25 protein-coding genes are annotated in these 22,327 nt (G+C 41.3%); all 25 read right to left on the bottom strand.

Features of this window, described 5'->3' with window-relative positions:
* Positions 1-61 precede the first annotated feature (61 nt).
* Positions 62-835, bottom strand: coding sequence for an isoprenyl transferase (locus tag D0469_RS02055; RefSeq protein ID WP_117325001.1), 774 nt, complete (start codon positions 833-835; stop codon positions 62-64).
* Between the two features lie 236 nt (positions 836-1,071).
* Positions 1,072-1,629: a ribosome recycling factor gene (gene frr / locus D0469_RS02050; protein WP_117325000.1), complete on the bottom strand. Its 558-nt coding sequence runs from the start codon at positions 1,627-1,629 to the stop codon at positions 1,072-1,074.
* Between the two features lie 2 nt (positions 1,630-1,631).
* Positions 1,632-2,354, bottom strand: coding sequence for a UMP kinase (gene pyrH / locus D0469_RS02045; protein WP_117324999.1), 723 nt, complete (start codon positions 2,352-2,354; stop codon positions 1,632-1,634).
* A 140-nt stretch (positions 2,355-2,494) separates the two neighbouring features.
* Positions 2,495-3,379, bottom strand: coding sequence for a translation elongation factor Ts (gene tsf, locus D0469_RS02040; protein ID WP_117324998.1), 885 nt, complete (start codon positions 3,377-3,379; stop codon positions 2,495-2,497).
* A gap of 134 nt (positions 3,380-3,513) precedes the next feature.
* The gene (rpsB, locus tag D0469_RS02035; RefSeq protein WP_117324997.1) at positions 3,514-4,239 is read right to left on the bottom strand and encodes a 30S ribosomal protein S2; all 726 of its coding nucleotides are present in this window, start codon (positions 4,237-4,239) and stop codon (positions 3,514-3,516) included.
* A gap of 156 nt (positions 4,240-4,395) precedes the next feature.
* Entirely contained in the window at positions 4,396-5,121 is a 726-nt protein-coding gene (locus tag D0469_RS02030; RefSeq protein WP_117324996.1) for a DUF6115 domain-containing protein, read from the bottom strand.
* 9 nt (positions 5,122-5,130) lie between these two features.
* On the bottom strand, positions 5,131-5,439 hold the full coding sequence (locus D0469_RS02025) for a hypothetical protein (RefSeq protein ID WP_117324995.1): 309 nt from the start codon (positions 5,437-5,439) through the stop codon (positions 5,131-5,133).
* 151 nt (positions 5,440-5,590) lie between these two features.
* Complete coding sequence (locus D0469_RS02020; RefSeq protein ID WP_117324994.1) at positions 5,591-6,358, bottom strand: FliA/WhiG family RNA polymerase sigma factor; 768 nt, start codon at positions 6,356-6,358, stop codon at positions 5,591-5,593.
* Positions 6,359-6,577: 219 nt separating this feature from the next.
* On the bottom strand, positions 6,578-6,898 hold the full coding sequence (locus D0469_RS02015) for a hypothetical protein (protein WP_142919146.1): 321 nt from the start codon (positions 6,896-6,898) through the stop codon (positions 6,578-6,580).
* A 14-nt stretch (positions 6,899-6,912) separates the two neighbouring features.
* Positions 6,913-7,410 carry a chemotaxis protein CheD gene (locus D0469_RS02010; protein ID WP_117324992.1) on the bottom strand — a complete coding sequence of 166 codons (498 nt, stop codon included), beginning with the start codon at positions 7,408-7,410 and terminating at the stop codon, positions 6,913-6,915.
* The gene (locus tag D0469_RS02005; protein WP_117324991.1) at positions 7,403-8,038 is read right to left on the bottom strand and encodes a chemotaxis protein CheC; all 636 of its coding nucleotides are present in this window, start codon (positions 8,036-8,038) and stop codon (positions 7,403-7,405) included. The genes D0469_RS02010 and D0469_RS02005 overlap by 8 nt, the downstream gene beginning before the upstream one ends.
* A gap of 4 nt (positions 8,039-8,042) precedes the next feature.
* Positions 8,043-8,516 (bottom strand): chemotaxis protein CheW, encoded by a 474-nt coding sequence (locus D0469_RS02000; RefSeq protein WP_117324990.1) that lies wholly within the window; start codon positions 8,514-8,516, stop codon positions 8,043-8,045.
* 39 nt (positions 8,517-8,555) lie between these two features.
* Positions 8,556-10,613 (bottom strand): chemotaxis protein CheA, encoded by a 2,058-nt coding sequence (locus tag D0469_RS01995; protein WP_117324989.1) that lies wholly within the window; start codon positions 10,611-10,613, stop codon positions 8,556-8,558.
* Between the two features lie 21 nt (positions 10,614-10,634).
* A complete protein-coding gene (locus tag D0469_RS01990) occupies positions 10,635-11,732 on the bottom strand; it encodes a protein-glutamate methylesterase/protein-glutamine glutaminase (RefSeq protein ID WP_117324988.1) in 1,098 nt (365 codons plus the stop codon).
* A gap of 1 nt (position 11,733) precedes the next feature.
* On the bottom strand, positions 11,734-12,606 hold the full coding sequence (locus D0469_RS01985) for a MinD/ParA family protein (RefSeq protein WP_117324987.1): 873 nt from the start codon (positions 12,604-12,606) through the stop codon (positions 11,734-11,736).
* On the bottom strand, positions 12,603-13,775 hold the full coding sequence (flhF, locus tag D0469_RS01980) for a flagellar biosynthesis protein FlhF (protein WP_117324986.1): 1,173 nt from the start codon (positions 13,773-13,775) through the stop codon (positions 12,603-12,605). The genes D0469_RS01985 and flhF overlap by 4 nt, the downstream gene beginning before the upstream one ends.
* Entirely contained in the window at positions 13,772-15,808 is a 2,037-nt protein-coding gene (flhA, locus tag D0469_RS01975; RefSeq protein WP_117324985.1) for a flagellar biosynthesis protein FlhA, read from the bottom strand. Before flhA ends, flhF begins: the two co-directional genes overlap by 4 nt.
* Before the next feature lie 339 nt (positions 15,809-16,147).
* Positions 16,148-17,230 (bottom strand): flagellar biosynthesis protein FlhB, encoded by a 1,083-nt coding sequence (flhB, locus tag D0469_RS01970; RefSeq protein ID WP_117324984.1) that lies wholly within the window; start codon positions 17,228-17,230, stop codon positions 16,148-16,150.
* Between the two features lies 1 nt (position 17,231).
* On the bottom strand, positions 17,232-18,008 hold the full coding sequence (fliR, locus tag D0469_RS01965) for a flagellar biosynthetic protein FliR (protein WP_117324983.1): 777 nt from the start codon (positions 18,006-18,008) through the stop codon (positions 17,232-17,234).
* A 3-nt stretch (positions 18,009-18,011) separates the two neighbouring features.
* The gene (gene fliQ / locus D0469_RS01960; RefSeq protein WP_117324982.1) at positions 18,012-18,281 is read right to left on the bottom strand and encodes a flagellar biosynthesis protein FliQ; all 270 of its coding nucleotides are present in this window, start codon (positions 18,279-18,281) and stop codon (positions 18,012-18,014) included.
* Positions 18,282-18,296: 15 nt separating this feature from the next.
* Positions 18,297-18,962 (bottom strand): flagellar type III secretion system pore protein FliP, encoded by a 666-nt coding sequence (gene fliP, locus D0469_RS01955; protein WP_117324981.1) that lies wholly within the window; start codon positions 18,960-18,962, stop codon positions 18,297-18,299.
* Positions 18,959-19,618 carry a flagellar biosynthetic protein FliO gene (fliO, locus tag D0469_RS01950; RefSeq protein WP_407675718.1) on the bottom strand — a complete coding sequence of 220 codons (660 nt, stop codon included), beginning with the start codon at positions 19,616-19,618 and terminating at the stop codon, positions 18,959-18,961. Before fliO ends, fliP begins: the two co-directional genes overlap by 4 nt.
* 48 nt (positions 19,619-19,666) lie before the next feature.
* On the bottom strand, positions 19,667-20,029 hold the full coding sequence (locus D0469_RS01945; protein ID WP_117324979.1) for a response regulator: 363 nt from the start codon (positions 20,027-20,029) through the stop codon (positions 19,667-19,669).
* Positions 20,030-20,047: 18 nt separating this feature from the next.
* Positions 20,048-21,322, bottom strand: coding sequence for a flagellar motor switch phosphatase FliY (gene fliY / locus D0469_RS01940; RefSeq protein WP_117324978.1), 1,275 nt, complete (start codon positions 21,320-21,322; stop codon positions 20,048-20,050).
* Positions 21,312-22,310: a flagellar motor switch protein FliM gene (gene fliM / locus D0469_RS01935; protein WP_117324977.1), complete on the bottom strand. Its 999-nt coding sequence runs from the start codon at positions 22,308-22,310 to the stop codon at positions 21,312-21,314. The genes fliY and fliM overlap by 11 nt, the downstream gene beginning before the upstream one ends.
* Between the last annotated feature and the right edge of the window lie 17 nt (positions 22,311-22,327).

Raw genomic sequence — 22,327 nt, 5'->3', positions numbered from 1 at the left:
CGAAAAGAAGTTGCTGGGCGCTGGAGCTAGACATATAAACTTGTTAAATCCATCAAGAATATTAAACTCCACCATACCTTCGTGAGCGGCTTTGATAAACCTCTATAGCTTCTAAAAAATGTTCTTCTTTAAAATCTGGCCATAGGACATCTGTAAACCAAAATTCGGTATAAGCCAGCTGCCAGAGCATGAAATTGCTGAGACGGATTTCACCGCTTGTTCTGATAAGCAGATCAGGATCCCGAAGTCCTTCGGTCATTAAATAATTCGTAAAGGCGTCCTCGGTAACTTTACCATCTATTATACCACTTTTTGCATCACTTAAGACTTGGTTAACAGCGTTAATGATTTCTGCCCTGCTGCCATAATTTAATGCAAAGTTTAATATCAGCCCATCATTATTTCGTGTATCCAGCTTTGCTTTTTCAATTGCCTTGAGGGTATGTAGAGGCAGGGCTGTTTCATCACCGATCATTTGCACCCGAACATTCTCCTCAATCAATTCAGGGAGAAATGTTCCCAGAAATTCTTCGGGCAGCTTCATCAAATAATCGACTTCCGATTTAGGGCGTTTCCAGTTCTCCGTAGAAAAAGCGTATAAAGTCAGTGTCCTGACCCCTAGTTTGTTTGATAACCTTGTTATTTTTCTAACTACCTTCATGCCTTCATGGTGACCGGCTACCCGCGGCAAGGCACGCTTCTTCGCCCAGCGCCCATTGCCATCCATAATAATTGCTATATGAGCCGGAGCATTGAAGCCTTTTGCCTGCAATATCCGTTCATTTAATCCCAAAGAAGCATCTTTTTTGAACAAACGCTTCCAAATTGAATACATACTATAGTCCCCCAATAGGTCTTACTCGTAAATAAAAACAAAAAAACTTCTATATGTAAAGTTCAATCTATACTATAATAACAAAAAATAACTGCATCTCCTATTATTATTATGAAAAAGTTAAAGCTCTTAGAATACGAAAACCCTGTCATCAAATAAACGACAGGGTTTTTTTCGACAAGAAGCTAGTTATATGGTTAATGAGATAGCCGCTCCTTAGTTTCTCTGAGGATGCTTTATACTTCCAATATCTCTTTTTCTTTATCCTTCGTAATATCATCAATTCTGCTGATATATTGATCTGTCATCTTCTGGATATCATCTGAGTAGCCGCGAAGATCATCCTCGGTGATTTCGCCGTTCTTTTCCAATCTCTTTAGATCGTCATTTCCATCACGGCGGACATTCCTAACTGCTACCTTAGCTTCCTCAGCTTCCTTTTTAACAACCTTGACAAGCTCCTTACGTCGTTCTTCCGTTAATGCTGGAATGATAATCCGAATCACAGAACCATCGTTTGAAGGGTTTAATCCAAGGTCTGATTTGAGGATAGCTTTTTCGATTTCACCTAAAATTGTTTTATCATAAGGCTGGATGACAAGCATGCGTGCTTCCGGTACAGAAACACCAGCCAATTGATTGATCGGAGTCGGTGCTCCGTAATAATCAACTGTTACTCTATCAAGCAGCGATGAGTTGGCCCTACCTGCGCGAATGCTTGCAAGCTCACGGGTATAAGCCTGGATTGCTTTTTCCATTCTCTCTTTTGTATTCGCAACTGTTTGTTTTGGCACGTTTATTTCCCCCTTACGATTGTTCCGATTGTTTCGCCCATAACGGCACGCTTAATATTTCCTTTTTCCATTACCGAGAATACAATCAATGGTATATCATTATCCATACATAAGGATGAAGCTGTAGAATCCATTACTTCCAAGCCTTCTTTTAAAACATCAAGGTACGATAGAGTCTCATATTTTACTGCGTTTTTATCTTTTACCGGGTCTGCATTATAGACACCATCGACATTATTTTTGGCCATCAGGATGACATCCGCTTCAACCTCAGCAGCTCTCAGGGCAGCAGTCGTGTCTGTTGAGAAGTACGGATTACCTGTTCCAGCGGCAAAAATGACTACTCGCTGCTTTTCTAAATGCCTGATTGCCCGCCGCCTAATATAAGGCTCAGCAACCTGTCTCATTTCAATAGATGTCTGAACACGTGTTTCAATTCCAAGCTGCTCCAGGCTGTCCTGAAGGGCCAGGGAATTCATTACCGTAGCCAGCATTCCCATATAATCTGCTGTCGCCCGGTCCATTCCCATTTCGCTTCCGACTTTGCCGCGCCAGATGTTTCCGCCGCCTACTACCACCGCAACTTCAACGTCCAGCTCTGCAACTTCCTTCACTTGTTCTGCAATGGATTTAATAATAGAAGGATTGATTCCAAATCCTTCGCTTCCGGCTAATGCTTCGCCGCTTAGCTTTAATACGACACGTTTATATTTCGCGTTACCCATGTGAACCTCCATCTATGTAAAATCATTTCGCAAACCTGGCATAACCTAATATTATGGCGGGAGTTGTTATTTCTTTCTGCTGATTGTTCAAAAATAGGGAACACAATTGTGTTCCCTATTAATAGGCAAATAACAGCGAATTAGTCTTTCTTAACCTGACTCATTACTTCTTCAGCAAAGTTGTCCTGGCGTTTTTCAATGCCTTCTCCTACTTCATAACGGACGAAGCTTTGAACAGTAGCACCAAGTGATTTAACAAACTCGCCAACTTTTTGATCAGAATTCTTAACAAATGCCTGGTCAACAAGGCAAATTTCTTCGTAGAATTTTCCGATACGGCCTTGTACCATTTTTTCAACGATTTTTTCCGGCTTGCCCTCATTTAGTGCCTGCTGAGTCAATACTTGACGCTCACGCTCAATTTCATCTGAAGAAACCTGTTCACGAGAAACATAAAGCGGTTTGATAGCTGCGATATGCATAGAAACATCTTTAGCAGCAGCTTCATCAGTTGTCCCTTCAAGAACAGATAATACGCCGATTCTTCCACCCATGTGAAGATATGCACCAAATGCGTCGCTGTCTGTTTTTGTTTTGATCTCAAAGCGGCGAAGAGTAAGCTTTTCACCAATTTTTGCGATTGCAGCATTGATATGGTCAGCAACTTTATTGCCGTTTTCCATTGTTTGCTCAAGAGCCTCTTCAACATTTGCAGGCTTATTTGTTAAAAGATGTGCAGCTAATTCTTTAACAAGTACCTGGAAGCCTTCGTTTTTCGCAACAAAGTCTGTTTCAGAGTTTACTTCAAGGATAACTGCTTCATTTCCTTCAACTTGAATATATGTTGAACCTTCAGCAGCAATACGGTCGCCTTTTTTCGCAGCGCCAGCGATTCCTTTTTCACGCAGGAAGTCGATCGCTTTTTCCATATCACCATCAGTTTCTACAAGCGCCTTTTTACAATCCATCATGCCAGCGCCAGTTTTTTCACGAAGTTCTTTTACCATTTGTGCAGAAATAGCCATTGAGTTATTCCTCCTATTTGTATTATGTAAATATTTTTAGTCCTTTTTCATTTTGCCAAAAACCGGACGTTTTTAACAAAAATTTCAAAAAAAGGTGATAAAAGGCCTTATCCTCTTATCACCTTTTTGCTGCATTAAGCAGTTGTAGTTTCTGTTTCTTCAGCTGTAGCCAATTCTTCGCCTTGCTTTGCTTCAAGAATAGCGTCAGCCATTTTGCCTGTCAATAATTTAACAGCACGGATTGCATCATCGTTTGCAGGAATAACTACGTCGATTTCGTCCGGATCACAGTTTGTATCAACGATCCCAACAAGTGGAATGTTCAGCTTATGAGCTTCCGCAACAGCGATGCGCTCTTTGCGTGGGTCGATAACAAAAATAGCGTCAGGGATAGATTTCATATCCTTAATTCCGCCCAAGAATTTTTCAAGGCGTTCTAATTCTTTCTTAAGTTGGATTACTTCTTTCTTAGGAAGTACATCGAACGTTCCATCTTCTTGCATCTTTTCGATATCTTTAAGACGTTTGATACGCTTTTGAATTGTTTCAAAGTTTGTTAACGTTCCACCCAACCAGCGTTGGTTGACATAGTACATGCCAGAACGGATAGCTTCTTCTTTTACAGACTCTTGAGCCTGCTTTTTAGTACCAACGAAAAGAACTGTTCCTCCGTTAGCAGCTAATTCTTTAACGTAGTTGTAAGCTTCTTCAACCTTTTTAACTGTTTTTTGAAGGTCGATGATATAGATGCCGTTACGCTCAGTGAAGATATATTTCTTCATCTTAGGGTTCCAGCGGCGAGTTTGGTGTCCGAAGTGCACACCAGCTTCAAGCAATTGTTTCATTGAAATTACTGACATTTTGTTTCCTCCTAGGTTTGTTTTCCTCCGCTATGGTCATTTCCAGACAGAAACTATCTTAGATAGCACCATCTGCCTGAATTACAAAGCGTGTGTATTAACACCAAGAGATAATATAGCATATCCCCGAGAAACAATCAAGCAATATCCTGTGATTTATCGATGAAACTTCAGCAAAAGCTCAACTTCTGTTTTACCTTTGTTTAACTTTTTAGCAATGTTTTCGATCGATTTCCCTTGTTTATAGAGTAATACAGCCTTTTCGGCCGCACTTTGATTAACCGATTCACTTTTTTTATGCTGATCCAGCTCATTTTGCAGAGCTTGCCTAAAATGCTGGGATGATTCAATAGTTTGCGTTTGGTCTTGAGCATCCTTAGGCTGAGTAGGCTCTTCCGTTATGCTTGAAATCTCCAGCAGGTCTTCGGTCTGGACAGGAAAAACAAATTCCTGATCCGCTTCATTTTTATCTGGACCTGGATTTGTTTTATAGGCTACTGCAGCTTTTTTCTTCGAAACCTGAACCTTTGATGCTGAAATCGGCTTACTTACCATAGAGTGTTCTCTGATTTGCCCGGGAGCATCTCTCAATTCGGCTGCATGCGCCTGTTCCGGAGGGATTCGAACTGAACCAAGGCTGCTTTTACCTGTTCTCACTTGATTTTCTTCCTTTTTAAATTCCTTTATTTTCGCAACAAGCTGTTCATTTTCCTCCTTCATCTCCATCATAAATCCAGCCAGGATCTCTTCTATCTCATTCTGGGAGTTCAGTTGTTTTTGTTCAAGACTGGCCAGCCTGTTTTGCCGAAGGTACAAAATTATCACAGCAAAAATTGTTATTACATTTAATATGATGCTAAACGCTATTACAATGGCTGACATATATTCCCTCTATCCGGAAAAATCAATATTATTTCCTTTATACGGATGGTTATGATTTTTTTCCTTGATGTTTTTCTTTTGTTTTCTTGATTGATCACCGGAGTAGCTCCCATTAGACTGGTCTTCGTTGGGAAATCCCGGCCTTTCTTTAGCCTTCTGCTTCATAACAGTGGTCCTTTTTTTCTTATCTTCCTTATGCATTTCCCTAGCTGCATTATCATGCATCAATTGCCCGCGCTGCTGAAGCTGCTCCTGCAGCTTACTTGCATCGTATGTTCTTGGTAGGGCCACTTGCATCTCAATGCTTTTTAGGCTCATATAATTCTTCCCTTACAGAGGATTCGAGTTAACTTCACCCTGTTTAGAAAAAGCTTCACTGCTGACTCCAGGTGATAGTTCAATTTTGCATACTTAGGACTAAAAGGGGGCTAGAATATGCCATCACAATTTTATATTGTGATGCATTCCCCTATTTCATGGCATTCTCCATGGCAGCTCTTAATTTAAAGATAGCCCGTGAGTGAATTTGAGAAATCCTTGATGTAGACAAGCTCAGTATTTGACCAATTTCGGTCAGGGTTAGCTCTTCTTTATAAAATAATTGAAGCACCATTTGTTCTTTTTCATTTAAAGTAGTAATTACTCGTGCGAGCTGTTCATATAGCTCTTCCTTTAAAAGGTTCTCTTCAGGTAAAACAGCTTTCTCGTCCTTTAAGCTGAATTTTCCGTGCTCCTTTTCATCCTGCTCCTGAGGATTTTCGTCCATCGATAATATATTAGCGAAAAAATTCTCATTTAAAGTGGAATAGATCTCTTCTTCAGGAAGATTCAGCATATCGGCAATCTCCTGTGGAGTGGCGGTTCTCATATGCTTTTGTTCAAGCTTTTCAATTGCCGCTTCAATTTTCTTTGCCTTCTCTCTTGCGCTCCTTGGAAGCCAGTCTTCTTTCCGAAGCCCATCAAGAATGGCTCCGCGGATTCTAAATGATGCGTATGTATCAAACTTCAAATCACGGTCTGGATCAAAACGTTCAAGAGCATCAAAGAGACCCATCATCCCCAGGCTTCTGATATCGTCCCTGCTCACACTCCTTGGGAGATTAACAGAAATTCGTTGAACATGAAAGGAAACAAGCGGTATATATTTTTTTACCAAGATGTCTCCTGCTTGTGGGTCACGGCAGTCGATCCATTTCCTCCATTGTAACTGCTCTTCTCCGGTAGTCAGTTGAGACATGGTATTCCTCCTAACATTGGTAACAGCTAATTAGCGTTCTATCAATCTGCTTCTATTATAACAAAAACAGACAATGAAACCAAAATCCTATAATAAAGGGAAAAGTTCCCTGTAGTAAGCAACTTTAACTTGGAAATGTATGTGTTTAATTTCCGACCTGCTTACATTACATTATTTTCATAAAAAAATCAGCATAGTTATTGGAAATAACTTTGCTGATTATGAACCTTCCTTTAATAAATGCTTCACATACTCCGTCACTTTTTCGGTATCCTCTATCGAAGCAGGATGGTCTTGCAGATTTTGAATCACTTCGTTAGCCGGATCTTCTGCATGACTTTCAACTTTATGCTCAGCTGGAGATTCTGTGGCTTTCACGGCAAGAGCGTAACCGGCCATCCATCTAATTATGTATGAAACAACGAAAAAAGCAATGAAAGCAATAAGCGATTCAATCGCGGCCCGATTCGCAGATTTTTCATTAAAGGATAAAAGAAAGTAGAGAAAAAAGCCAAAAAGGCTAAAACTCAAATTAAACACGATTGACCCTGCCATCAGATATCCATAACCCCTTTGTTTACAGTTCGAATATTAAGCAGTTGGGTATTGGTGTTAAACTCAATTGTTCTTCCACTGCTTCCTCCCACATCCTCTGCAACTATCTGGATCTTCAGGAAAAGCAATTCTTTCTTTACAGCTTCGACATTACGCGGACCAATACGCATCATATCGTTGCCGGAAGCGAACTGGAACATTTGAGCACCACCGGCTATTTTAGCCTTCAGTGCTGTCGCTCTAGCCCCTTGCCTAATTAACCGGTTTACCAATTCCTTTACGGCTGTATCCGCGTATTTTGCAATATTCAAATCTCCATTTTTTGCAAGGGAAGATTCGGGAAGCATCACATGGGCGAGCCCTGCGAGTTCCTGCACCTGGTCATAGATGACGACACCAACACATGAGCCAAGGCCAGAAGTCCGAATGAGCTGAGGAGCACGGACGATGTTCATATCCGCGATACCGACTTTTACAACTTCTATGGAGTTAATCATTTGCAGGCACTCCTAAGGATGCAAAGAAAATCTCAAAGGAATCTGGATCAGGCAAAAGGAAAAAATGCCCATCCACACAATTAGCTTCCTCTTGATCAGTTAACTCGGTATCTATTACAATCGCATAATCACTTACCTGTGAAAGTTCCAACAACCCATGGCTTAATACAGCACCTGCCATATCAATACTCAGGGCGGGAACGGAAGGATACAAATTAAGATTTGTAAAGTCTGACAAAGAGGATAAATATGAGCCAGACAAAATATTCCCTAATTCCTGAAGTGCGGAAACGGATATTTCAGAATACGGAACCGAATCAAAGGAAAACCCATCCTCTCCGGTCATTTGTTTAATAAAATGGCTGGCCTGTGTAAGCGAAAGGATAAAATACATACTGCCGGGAGCTTCCCCATCTATCCGCAAAAAAACACTTGCTACTACATTATCAGGTCCTCCGGCAAGCTCCATCATTTCATCAAAGGATAAGATCCGGACATTTGGAACATTCATATCAATCTTTTTATTCAAAAGGGTCGAAAGCGCAGTAGCTGCATGTCCTGCCCCGATATTACCAATCTCTTTTAAAATATCTAAATGAATCGATGATATTTTGTTAATAAAAGTCATTTTCTTATCCTTCTGCCCCTGTAGATTCCTTTAACTGATCCGGGTTTAACACCTTTTCAAGATTAATTAATATAAGCAGCCTTTTTTCCAGCTTAGCAACACCATTGATATATTCAGCTTCAACCGTTCCTACCACATCAGGCTGCGGTTCGATGTTGTCAGCAGGAATATCAATTACGTCGTTTGCAGAATCGACGATCAATCCTACTTCCATATCCTCTAAAGCTACAATTATCGTACGTGTGGTGTCTGAATGCTCTGCTTCCTCTAACTCAAACCGTGACCGCAAATCTATAATGGGAGTCACAACACCCCGCAGATTAATAACGCCTTTTACAAAAGGAACGGTTCCTGGAACCCGGGTTATATGCTGTAATTTCTCTATGGAACGCACCTGGCTGACCGGGATTGCATACTCTTTACCCTTTAATTGGAAAACAATCACTTTTAAATCAGCAACTGACGTATGGATCGACATCGCTATTCCTCCTTCAGTATTCTAATCGAGGCAATCCGGTTATTTTATTAACGCATTGCAATCAACGATAAGCGCTACCTGGCCATCACCAAGTATTGTTGCTCCTGATATCGCAAACACACTGTTCAAATAATTTCCGAGTCCCTTTAATACAATTTCCTGCTGGCCGATAAATGAGTCCACTACAAGTCCGGCCATTTTATCTCCTTTACGGACAATCACAACGGAATAGTATTCATCATCATCCTGATATACAGGAACTTTAAAAATATCCTTCAGGAAGAGAAGCGGGACAACCTTGCCGCGGAAATCAATTACCTTCTGGTTATGGGCATTAAGGATTTCTTCCCTTTTTACGATTGCCGTTTCGATGATCGAGGACAAGGGAATTGCAAATTTCTCTTTTTGAATCTCAACCAGCATGACAGAGATGATTGATAATGTCAGCGGCAGTTGAATAGAGAAAATGCTTCCCGTTCCTTCTTTTGAATCAACTGATACAGTTCCACCCAGTGATTCGATAGTACTTTTGACAACATCCAAACCGACACCGCGTCCGGATACATCAGAAATCTTTTCAGCAGTAGAGAATCCGGAAGCGAAGATCAGCTCATAAACCTGCCTATCAGGCAAAGATGCTGCCGCCTGTTCAGAGATTATCCCTTTTGAAATTGCCTTTTTCAGAACACGTTCCCGGCTGATTCCTGCACCATCTTCTTCAATTTCAATAAAGACGTGATTCCCGCTGTGATAAGCCTTAAGGACAACCGTTCCTTCTTCATCCTTGCCGCTGGCCTTGCGAACCTCTGGAGTTTCGACGCCATGATCGATTGCGTTTCTGAGCAGGTGAACAAGGGGATCGCCTATTTCATCGATAACAGTACGGTCAAGTTCTGTTTCAGCACCAATAATCTCAAGATTAATCTTTTTATTTAAATCCCGTGCGAGCTGGCGGACCATTTTAGGGAAGCGGTTGAATACTGTTTCAACTGGGACCATCCTCATATTCAGGATAATCGTTTGCAGGTCACCTGAGATTCTGGACATCCTTTCAACAGTTTCATGAAGCTCTTGATTATTCAGCTCCCGCGAAATTTGTTCAAGCCTTCCTCTATCAATTACCAGCTCTTCAAACAGATTCATTAGAATATCAAGCCGCTCAATGTTGACCCTGATAGTCTTGCTGGAACTTTGCTTTGATGTGCTGGTCTTTTTAGCTGCTTCCGGTTCTGCTAGTTTTTTAGTCTCAGGTACAGCAGGGTGGACAATATTACTTACTTCCGGCGCTTGTTGTTCGCTGTCATTGTTTAAAGAACTGCGGATTTCGTTTAATGAAATTGTATGTACTTCAACCGTTTCTACCTCTGAGACTTTCAGAATTTTCTTTTGGATATCATCAGCACTTTCCCTCGTAACGATTGTGACATGAAAAGCTGAGTCGAATTGCTCCTCTTCTAACTGTTCTGCAGGAGGATTGGATTTAATAACTTCACCGACTTTTTCAAGCACCTCAAAAACCATGAACACACGAGCTGCCTTAAGCAAGCAATCTTCCCTTAGGGAAACAGATATCTCGTAGCTTTCAAATCCCTGCTCCTTCGATTGCTCTAATACTGTCAATTCAAATTCATCATAGATAGATTTTAAACCCGATTCGTTTGCAAGGACTGCCACAGCAGCTGATACTTCAGAACTGGCAGCAACATTTACTGGAGATTCTCCTTTTTCTATTAATAAGAGCTGGTTCACTACCTTCGCTACATCACGTTTTCCGTCACCGCCCTCCGCAATTGACATAACCATCTCTTCCAAGTGATCAACAGCCTCAAATAATACATCAAAAACCTCGGAGGTTACAGAAATCTTCTCATTTCGAATGGCATCAAGTACATTTTCCATTTTATGTGTTAAGTTTGCGAGATCTTCGTAGCCCATTGTAGCTGACATCCCTTTCAGGGTATGTGCTGAACGGAAAATTTCGTTAACTATTTTAAGATCCAAAGGATTTTTCTCAAGTTCTAATAATTGTTCATTACACGTTTGAAGGTGCTCTTTACTTTCTTCAATAAAAACTTCCAGGTATTGATTCATATCCATATAATTCCACACCTCTCAGATTTAACAATATTTTACAATAGCAGCGGCAATATCTTGAACATTCTCAACACTATCCACCATTGTCGTCGAAATTGCTGCTTTTGGCATCCCAAAGACAATTGAAGTTTCCTGTGATTCGGCAATTGCCTTGACCAGGCCTTTTCTTTTCAGTTCCACCAATCCTTTTGAACCATCTGCTCCCATCCCCGTCATTATTACAGCGATTTTCATGTAATCCGACAGATTGCTAATGGATTCAAACATAACATCAACCGATGGCCGGTGCCCATTTCTTATCTCTGATTGATCAATATCCACCGCAAGGCTCATGCCGACTTTTTTTACCTTTAGATGAAAACCTCCCGGGGCGATATATGCCGTTCCATTTTGGATAATTTCTCCTGCTTCAGCTTCCTTCACCCTGATTTCGGAAAGAGAATCAAGCCTGCTGGCCAAAGACTTAGTAAATCCAGCAGGCATATGCTGCACAACCAGGATAGGAGCACCAATATCACTGGGCAAAGCAGTAAGAACTTGCTGCAAAGCCCGAGGGCCGCCTGTCGAAGTCCCTATGCAAATAATTTTTTTCCCAGAATCCCCTTTTTTTGCAGGTATTTTAGTAATGATTCTCTTATTTAACGATCCTATTGTACTATAACTAGATAAATCTGACAGTGCCGATTCTGTGTTATTTGTTTTATTTTGTAATCTTTCGACATTAACCCTGCTTGCTGCAACCACTTTCTCAATTAATTCGTCCTTTACTTTATGTAAGTCAAAGGAGATAGAGCCTGAGGGTTTGGCAATAAAGTCGAAAGCGCCATACTGCATTGCCAGGGTTGTGTTTTCCGCTCCCTCACTGGTAAGGCTTGAAAGCATAATAATGGGAGTAGGATTTTCATTCATAATAATTTTCAATGCTTCAATGCCGGTCATGAGAGGCATTTCAATGTCCATCGTAATGACATCTGGACTTTCATTTTTGACTTTTTTTATCGCTTCCTGACCGTTCCTTGCCGTCCCGATGACTTCAATTTGGGAACTTTCCGATAAAAATTCCGTAATCAGCTTGCGCATGAACGCTGAATCCTCTACCACCAGTACTCTTATTTTCTTCATGTTAAGCCTGCCTTCCAAGGAAATAGTTTTTTAATTTTCCAAGAAAATTATTTTTTCTTAACGAAATATCTTCCTTGAACGAACTTTTCTCATACCGCTGGGTCAATTGTTCAAGAGAAATGGCAGCATCACAGTTTGGATTAAATATTGAAAAAGGAACCTGACGGGATACAGCCTTCATGACCGTTTTATCATCGGGTAAATAACCAAGCGGTATTGCTTGTTTGTTTAAAAACTTAAAGAGTACGTTTTGCAGCCGCTTAACCGTTTCTTTTCCTTCCTTCTCATCCTGGACCCTATTACATACCAGGAATAGCTCCACTTCCGGGTTTACCGAAACCAGATACTTCATTATAGAATAGGCATCCATTACTGATGTAGGTTCGGGAGTTGTTATGACGAACAATTCGTCAGCAGAGAGGATAAACCTTGAAGATTCGCTGGTGATTCCTGCCCCCATATCAAAAATGATATAATCAAAGCGCTGCATAACTTCTTCCAGTTCTGCCAAATACCGTTCGAACATTTCATCTTCTAATTCAAACAAATTGGAAAGTCCCGATCCCCCCGCTATAAATGAGACTCTATCGGGACCGCTGCTTATAATATCTGCAAGCGGAATGCCCCTATTAAAAAAATCCACAATAGTTCGTTCCGTACTAGTCCCCATTAAAATATCAATATTCCCCATGCCTATGTCCATATCAAAAATCAGGACACTATGCCCTTTTTTTGAAAGTGAAATGGAGAAATTCAATGTAAAATTTGATTTTCCCACGCCGCCTTTTCCACTTATTACGGCTATCGTTTTTGCTATTTTATTATTTTGCTGGAATTGCAGCTTTTTCCTCAGACTTTCAGCTTGATCCCTCATGTGGTTTCGACTCCAAGCACTGTTTTTATTATGGATTGCGGCGTTGCTTCCAATATATCATCAGGGACATTTTGGCCATTTGTTAGGTAAGCTACCCCTGCCGAGTTCCTATGGATAAAATTCACCATAGAACCATATGAAGCAGTTTCGTCTGCTTTCGTAAATATTACTTGCTTGACAGGGATAATGGAAAACTGGCGGTATATTTCTTCCATATCGGTCAGTTTAGCGGTCAACGCAAGAACCAAATATGTTTCCATATCCCGTTCAAAGTCGATGATTTCCTTTAGGTCTCTTACATAATTCTGATTTCGGAAATTCCGTCCCGCTGTATCAATGAAAACAGTGTCATAATGTGCAAATTTTTCAGCTGCTTTTTTAAAGTCCTCCAGGTTGTATGCTACCTCGATGGGAACGTTTAATATTTTCGCATATGTTTTTAGCTGATCAATTGCTGCAATGCGATAAGTATCCGTGGTAATAAAAGCTACCTTTTTGTTCTGTTTTAATATTGTCAACGCAGCTATTTTTGCAAGTGTCGTAGTTTTTCCGACTCCAGTCGGGCCAACAACATTGATATATTTCTTATCAAACATTTTTTCAGGAATTTGATAGTCTATTACGCTTACTAATATTTCACCCAGCCAACCTGTTAATTGTGCTTCGGAAGCGGAACCGTTTGTATGAAACCATTTTTCAAGCAACTGCTGCATAGCATTTGACCGGATACTTTCCTCAATTTCCTGTTTGGCCAGCAGATCATCCATTTTTTGGAGCGGTTCTGGATACTTGAGGGTATGGCTGCCAGTTCCGCCTTTTTGAATTGTATGCATCATGCTTTTTAATTCCGCCAATTCCTTTAATACCTCAGGAGAGCCAGCAGGAAAAGAAACAGGAATTTGGCCATATGCAGTGGCGGCCGGCTGAATCTCTTTGTGATTAATTTCTGGGATTTTGCGGTTCTTTTCCTTTACGACAGTCTTTACTGCAGCCTCTTCGGCATGATCGATTGCAGCAATCACTTCAATACTTCTTTTTTTGAATAATCCTAAAAATCCTCCAGAGTATATCACCTTTGAATTAAGGATAACCGCATCGTTTCCTAACTCGGTTCGTACTTTCTTCATTGCCTCAGACATAGAGGGGGCAACATATTTTTTTACTTTCATTCCAGATTCACCACCCCAACGCTTTGTACTTCAACATTTGATTCAAGTTCATTGTAGGAAAGTATCGGCACCTGTGGAAAATATCGCTCCGTCAATTGCCTTACATACATCCTGACAGCGGGAGAACATAAGAGAATTGGTGTCTGTTCCATCAGCGCCAATTCCTCAAGTTTTCCTGCAATGGATTCTAATATAGATTGTGAATCATTTGGATCCAGTGAAAGATAGTTTCCATGCTCCGTTTGCTGCACTCCATCCACAATTAGCTTTTCAACTTTTCCGGATAGGGTAACTACCTTCAAGCTCTCTCCCCCTGAAGCAAAAGCGTTTGTGATTTGCCGGGCTAGGTTCTGCCGTACATATTCTGTCAGCAGGTCTGTATCGCTTGTTACCTTGCCATAGTCAGCCAGTGTTTCGAAAATGATTGGCAGGTTTCGAATTGAAACTTTTTCCTTTAATAACTTCGCCAATACTTTTTGCACTTCGCCAATTGTGAGCGGGTTCGGTGTCACTTCTTCTACTAGAATTGGCGCTGATTCCCTAAGATGGTCAATCAATTGTTTCGTCTCCTGGCGTCCCAGCAATTCATGAGCGTTTGCTTTAATAATTTCGGTAATATGTGTGGAGACCACACTTGGCGGATCCACCACTGTGTAGCCCATCATTTCAGCATGCTCCTTCATATCCTCGGCAATCCACTTTGCTGGCAGGCCGAAAGATGGCTCAACCGTATCAATGCCTTCGATCGAATCATCATCCATCCCAGGGCTCATGGCAAGATAATGATCAAGAAGGAGCTCGCCGCGCGCCAATTCACTGCCCTTAATTTTAAGCCGATATTCATTCGGATTGAGCTGAATATTATCACGAATTCGGACAACTGGGATAACAAGTCCCATTTCGATAGCCAGCTGCCTACGGATCATGACAACCCGATCAAGAAGGTCTCCGCCTTGATTGGCATCTGCGAGCGGAATAAGCCCATAGCCAAATTCAAATTCAATCGGATCGACACTAAGCAGATTGACAACACTCTCCGGGCTTTTCATTTCATCCGTTTCCATTTCTTCCTCAATTTCTTGCAAATCTTCTTTATCCTTAACCGGAGTCCGGCTTATTACATAACCTCCTGCGGCAATTAGCAGAGAGATTGGCAATGTCAACAGATCGGAAATTGGTGTGAATAATCCAAGCAGAAAAATCACGGCTGCAGTTATATAAAGCATGTTAGGGAACGCAAACAGCTGAGAGGTAATATCCTCACCAAGATTACCCTGGGAAGCAGCCCTGGTAACCACAATACCCGTCGCTGTAGAAATCAGCAATGCCGGAACCTGGCTGACAATACCATCCCCAACTGAAAGCAAGGTGAATCTCTGCGCTGACTCGGCCAGGGTTAATTCCAACTGCATAACTCCAATAACCATTCCAAATATCAAATTAATTAAAACAATGATGATCCCAGCGATGGCGTCTCCTTTTACAAATTTACTTGCACCATCCATAGAACCATAAAAATCTGCTTCACGGCTAATCTTTTCACGCCTCTCACGGGCTTCTTTTTCAGAAATCATCCCCGCATTAAGATCAGCATCAATGCTCATCTGTTTACCTGGCATTGCATCAAGGGTAAATCGGGCTGCTACTTCAGATACCCTTTCAGACCCCTTGGTAATAACGATAAACTGTATGATAATTAAAATTAGGAACACGACCATACCAACCACTACATTCCCGCCGACAACAAACGTTCCAAATGTATGGACAACGCCTCCAGCATCCCCGTGTGTAAGAATCGCACGGGTTGTGGAAACATTCAGCCCAAGACGGAAAAGTGTTAGCAGAAGTAGCAAAGATGGAAATATGGAAAATTCAAGCGGCTCCTTCATATTCATTGACGTAAGCAATACCATAAGGGCAAGAGAAATATTAAATAGGATTAATATGCTTATCAGCCATGTAGGCAAAGGCACGATCAGCATAGCAACTATCATGATAACGCTTATTATTACTGATAAATCTCTTGCTGACATTTTCTTCTCCCCTTACTAAGAAAAGCGCAAGCGGCCTGAAAGAGGTAGAACGGCTACGTTCGCCACGTCCTATGGCAACGCCGTTCTGACCACCTCCTTTGAGCCCCCGACAAGCATAAGTCAAGCGCTGACAGAAGGCGCTTTCTGCCTTCCGAATCGCTGGGCTTATGACCTCGAGGTGCTGGGCGCTGGAGCTAGACATCTGTACTTGTTTAATAGTTATACCTACTTATAAACGCAAGCGCCCTCCGACAGTTTCATCATTAATTTCTGTCTTCTCTATTGCGCTCATAAACTTTCAAACTCTTTTAAAATGAAAAAATTAAAAATAATCATGTCTTATATTTTTCCTTTTGACTTGTAAACAAAAGCTAGAATTTCTGCCACAGCTTTAAAAAATTCCTCGGGTATGGCCTGTCCTATTTCCGTCTGGTCATAAAGCGCCCTGGCAAGAGGCCTGTTTTCCATTAGAATGACATTATTTTCCTTGGCAACATACTTAATTTTCTGGGCCATGAAATCTACACCCTTCGCAACGATATAGGGTGCTTCTTGCTTTGATTCATCATATTTTAAAGCAATCGCATAGTGAGTTGGGTTGGTTATGACAACATCTGCCTTGGGGACTTCCTGCATCATCCTTTGCATAGCCATTTCCCGTTGCTTTTGCTTAATTTTCGATTTTATTAATGGATCGCCTTCAATATTTTTATATTCATCTTTAATGTCTTGTTTTGACATCCGGATGCTTTTTTCAAAGTCATACTTCTGATACAAAAAATCCAGCATTGCTAAAAACAAAAGCGCACCTGAAGCATAGAGTCCTACACTTACCGTAATATCGGCCAAGGTTGCTATAGCAGCATAAACAGACTTTTGTGAAAGAATTAATATTTCGTCCATCCTTTGCCAGATAACAAAAAAAGTAATAAGCCCTACAAAAGTTATTTTTAATATGGACTTAAGCAATTCTACGATCGCTCTCATTGAATAAATACGTTTAAAACCCTTAATTGGATCGAGTTTTTCTAGCTTAAATTGGATTGATTCTGGAGAAAACATAAAACCAATCTGACCAATGTTGGATGCCATACCAGCAATCAGGGCGACTCCCATTACCGGAGCAAGCATGACAGCCATGTCCTTTAAAATACCAACCATTAATACTTGAATATTTTCCTCGGAAATTTCCAGCAGCATCAGATCCTGAAATGAATGGCGGAATAAATCAAGCATCGATTGCAGCATTGAATGCCCTGTAATCATTAAGAGCAAAAATAGTGCAAGGAGAGTTACAGCCGTATTAACATCCTGGCTTTTCGCCACCTGCCCTTTTTTTCTTGCGTCCTGCCTCTTCTTCGGGGTCGCCTTTTCTGTCTTCTCACCGGAAAAAAACTGTAGATCTAGCTGTAGCCATTGCACGTTATGTTCCCCCGATCAGCTGCATTAACCCGCGCATAGTAACAAGCATATATTCAAACAGTCGGCTGACCGCCACCATCATTATCCCCATTACTATAATGACAACAATAAATGATACGCCTATCTTCAATGGCATTCCCACAACAAAAATATTAAGCTGAGGAACTGTCCGGGCCACAATTCCAAGTCCAATATCAACTAAAAATAAAGATCCGACAACTGGAATAGACATCTGGAATGCAATAATGAATGTTTGGTTAAATGCACTTACAACAAACTCCAGCAGATCTTCATTTCCGAACGGTATCCAGGCCTTATCAAGCGGGATAAACTGATAGCTGTAAAAAATACCGTCAAGCAATAAATGATGGCCATCTGCCGCCAGCAGAAATAATAGAGCTATTGTATATAAATATTGACCCATCAACGGACTTTGGACACCTGTTTGCGGGTCAATAACGTTTGCAATTGCAAAACCGCTCTGGAAGTCAATGAGTCCCCCAGCAATCTGGACCGCAGTAAGAATCATATAAGCAACAAATCCGATCAAAAGTCCAACTAGAGCTTCTTTTAAAATTAATAAAATATAAGTCGCGTCGATATCCAATATAGGTGCATCGACGGTATAGTACATAATCCACGCTAAAAAGACACTGATTCCTATTCTGTGGGAAGCGGGAATCGTTCTGTAGGAAAAAATAGGCATCGTCACGAAAAAAGAAGCGATTCGGACTAAAATTAATAAAAAAGCAGAAAATTGCGGTATAAGCTCGTCCATCTTTTAACCTACAAACCTATTTAAATTACTGAATATTTCGTTTGCGTATGAGAGCATATGGCTTAGCATCCACGGTCCGAAAAATATAATCCCAAGCAGAACAGCTACTATTTTCGGAACAAATGCAAGGGTTTGCTCTTGAATCTGAGTCGTTGCCTGAAAGATACTGACCAAAAGCCCGACCCCAAGTGCAATAATGAGCAGCGGCCCACAAATAACTAATACTGCATATATTCCCTGCTCGGCAATCTGGATAACGGATTCCGGATTCATTTTCTAATCACCTGCTTAAAAGCTCTGTAGTAAGGATTTAACGACAAGATACCATCCATCCACCAGGACAAATAACAAAATTTTAAAAGGCAATGAAATCATGACGGGCGGAAGCATCATCATCCCCATTGACATTAGAACGCTTGCTATGACCATATCAATAACTAAGAAAGGTATAAAGATCATAAATCCAATTTGAAAGGCTGTTTTAATTTCACTTATTGCGAAAGCAGGAACCAGCGCGGTCAATGGGATGTCTTTAATCGCACTTGGTCTCTCAATCCCTGCATAATCAAGAAATAATGCCAAATCCTTCTGCCGGGTATGTGCGCTCATAAATTCCTTAAATGGAATTGATGCGCGATCATACGCCTCTTCAAGGTCAATTTTTTCATCAAACAACGGAGTAAGAGCCTGTTCGTTGACTTCCTGAAAGGTCGGGGCCATTACAAAAAAGGTTATAAACAGAGCAAGACCAATCAATACTTGTGTAGGCGGCATTTGCTGAGTGCCAAGCGATGTTCTTACAAAACCAAGTACAATGATTATTCTGGTAAAACATGTCATTAAGATTAAAATGCTTGGCGCCAATGAAAGAACCGTGAGCATAAGCAGCAGTTTAACCGAGGTAGAGACGTTGGAAGGGTCACTTGCATTAAATATATCCATGAACTCGTTCATTCTTTACCCCTGCCTTTGTTGTCTAATTCATCCTTTAGTTTTTTCCTGCTGCCTGCCAGCTCCTCAAGCTGTTTTTTCAATTCAAAGGAAAAACCCTTATCGCCGGATTCCGAATGTTTCTTTTTCTGTAAAAGCTTAGTGATAAAATCACTCGGCTGCACTAGCCGTTCAAGCTTTTCGTTGTGTTCCTTAATCAATTCGTTATAATCACTTTCGTCAGCTATTTCTTTTAACAGCTGTATGTTTTCGCCAACCCCCACGACCAAAACCCGGCCGCCGACTTTTATAAGCTGGATGGAGCGGTTGGCACCAAGGCTTGTTCCGCCAAGATTTTCAATGTAATTTGCTTTTTGATAGGCCCTGCTTTTTTTGTTGATAAATTTGAGCATAAAATAAAGAAGAGCAACTACGAATACAGTTGCAAATATCATCCGCAGAAAATCCCAAAACGTAAGACCTGCAGAGCTTGCAGCCCCGGGTGCTGACGGGGTCTCCTCTCCTTTTTTCTCTTCTTTATCACTTTCCGGGCTTTTATACCATTCTTTTACACTCTTATCCAGCTGCGCTGCATGGGCGGTGTTACCCATGCCATGCAGTGAAACAGCTGTAACAAGTATAATTAGAAGTAGCTTTTTAATAGAATACAAATGCTGCACCTTCTTAAAAGGATGTTACAAAAAGCCGTAACAGCCTGGATGAAATAATTAGCTTAATGCTTTATTTATAGCCTCTAAAACCCTGTCAGCCTGGAAAGGTTTGACGATAAAATCCTTTGCTCCTGCTTGGATTGCGTCTATTACCATCGCCTGCTGGCCCATAGCGGAGCACATGATAATTTTAGCGTTCGGGTTGATTTTTTTAATTTCTTTTAAAGCTGTAATTCCATCCATTTCAGGCATGGTAATATCCATAGTCACCAAATCCGGCTGTGTATCACGATATTTCTCTATAGCCTGTGCTCCATCAGCAGCTTCACCGACCACATCAAAACCGTTTTTTGAAAGGATATCCTTAATCATCATTCTCATAAAAGCTGCATCATCTACTATTAAAATCTTGTGTGCCATTCCTCTTACCCCCATTATTTATCTCAGTTTTTTCAATCTGTCTGTCTGGCTAATAATGTCCGTAACACGGACACCGAAGTTTTCGTCGATAACGACTACTTCTCCCTTGGCAATCAAGCGATTGTTTACATGAATATCGACAGGTTCACCTGCCAATTTATCAAGCTCAATAATGGATCCAGCAGACAGTTCCAATATTTCCTTTACTGAGCGCTTAGTCCTTCCCAATTCAACCGTAACCTGCAGCGGAATATCTAACAGCATGTTAAGATTTTTTTGTTCTGCTTCCTGCAGCTGATGAGGCTGAAAACTGCTAAAACTAGCCGGCTGGATATTCACCTGCTGGTATTGCCCATTAAACCCGTTACCCAAATGCTGTGGCGGCACCTGATACGCCATCTGGGGCGGAGGTGCTTGGTACCCGTTCTGCTGATAATGCTGCTTTTCTGCCGGGGTTCCGAAACCGTATGGCAGCTGGCCAGTTTCTGGCGGCTGGGCATAAGGCTGCTGCTGATACTGTGCTTGCTGTTGCTGTTGCGGATATGGATTGTTTTGTGCATTATTTGCTGCATCATCCATTCCCATTGTATCTGATTGAGAAGGCTCTGAAGCAGAAGGATTTAACAATTCATTGACTAAGCTTTTGGCAAACGGAAGCGGCAAAAGCTGCATAATGCTTGAATCAATCAATTCGCCAATCCTAAGGCGGAAAGAAACTCTTGCAAGCAAATCTTCTTGAGGAATTGAATCGGCTCCTTCACCTTCTTCAATATTGAGCAAATCAATACTTGGCGGAGAAATATCCACTTTTTTACTAAATACAGTCGACATCGAGGTGGCGGCTGAACCCATCATCTGATTCATCGCTTCCTGTACAGCACTTAACTGGATTTCACCTAGCAAATCTGCCGGGTTTTTCCCATCGCCCCCAAGCATCAGATCTGCAATGATGGCAGCATCACTTTGTTTAATGACAAGAAGATTAATTCCGTCAAAACCTTCAGTGTAATTGACCTTGATGGCTACATAAGGATGCGGAAATTCTTCTGAAAGCATACTCCTTTGAATCAAAGAGACAGTTGGCGTCGTTATGTCCACCTTTTGATTCAGCAAAGTAGACAAAGCGGTTGCAGAGCTGCCAAAGCATATGTTTCCAATCTCCCCTAACGCATCCTGTTCCATAGAAGACAGATGATCTTCAATTGGGGGGGATGCTTCCTCAGTATCACTGTCATCTGTCCCTCTTAACAGGGCGTCTATTTCATCTTGGGATAGCATTTCATCACTTACCATCTTCGTCTCCCCCTTTCAATGTTTCAAGAATTTGGATGGCGAGTTTCTTGCCAACCTTCCCCGGCTGGCCAATAAACTTTGGTACTTCACCTACGCTAATAGTCAATGCTGACTCAATTGACTGGTTGAGTTCAACCACATCGCCGACATCAAGCTGCAAAAAGTCCTGGATAGATATACTTGTTTCCCCCAGTGTTGCCACGACCGGAAGCTCGGCATCTTTAACACGGATCTCCAGTGTCTCAACCTCCTGCGGCAGCCGCTCCTTCTTTGAGGCCTGCATCCAGTAATGTACAGAGAGCTTAGGTATAATCGGCTCCAGTACAACATGAGGGATACAAATATTGATCATTCCTGACGCTTCACCAATTTGCGTGTTTAGTGAAATAACAACAACCGTTTCATTCGGAGAAACCATCTGTAAAAACTGGGGATTCACCTCAAAATCAGTCAAAATCGGATCAATATCGGCTACTGTTGACCACGCCTCCTGAAGATGCTCAAATCCTCGTTCAAACAGATTCGACATAATCTTTGTTTCAATCTCGGTCAGGTTCTCCACTTTGTTCATACTTATTCCCTTGCCGCCAAGAACTCTGTCCATCATGGCATATGCAATATTGGGGTTTACTTCCATCAATATCCTTCCATCTAGCGGAGGAACTTCAAATACATTCAAAATCGTCATTTTTGGAATCGAACGGATAAATTCTTCATATGGAATCTGATCCGCGGATGCGACAGAAATCTGGATGTATGTTCTAAGCTGAGCAGAGAAAAAGGTAGTCAGCAGTCTGGCAAAGTTTTCGTGTATCCTGGTTAAACTGCGGATTTGATCCTTTGAAAACCGGAGGGCCCGTTTAAAATCATACACCTTGACCTTTTTTTCTGATTCTTCTTTTTTTAATTCATCTGCATTCATTTCCCCTGTTGATAATGCGGAAAGCAGAGCATCTATTTCATTTTGCGATAACACTTCACCGGACAACGGCTATCACCTCCTTT

It is taken from the genome of Peribacillus saganii (assembly GCF_003429095.1).
GTDB lineage: Bacteria > Bacillota > Bacilli > Bacillales > DSM-1321 > Peribacillus > Peribacillus saganii.
This window is presented reverse-complemented; position numbering and strand designations above follow the sequence as displayed.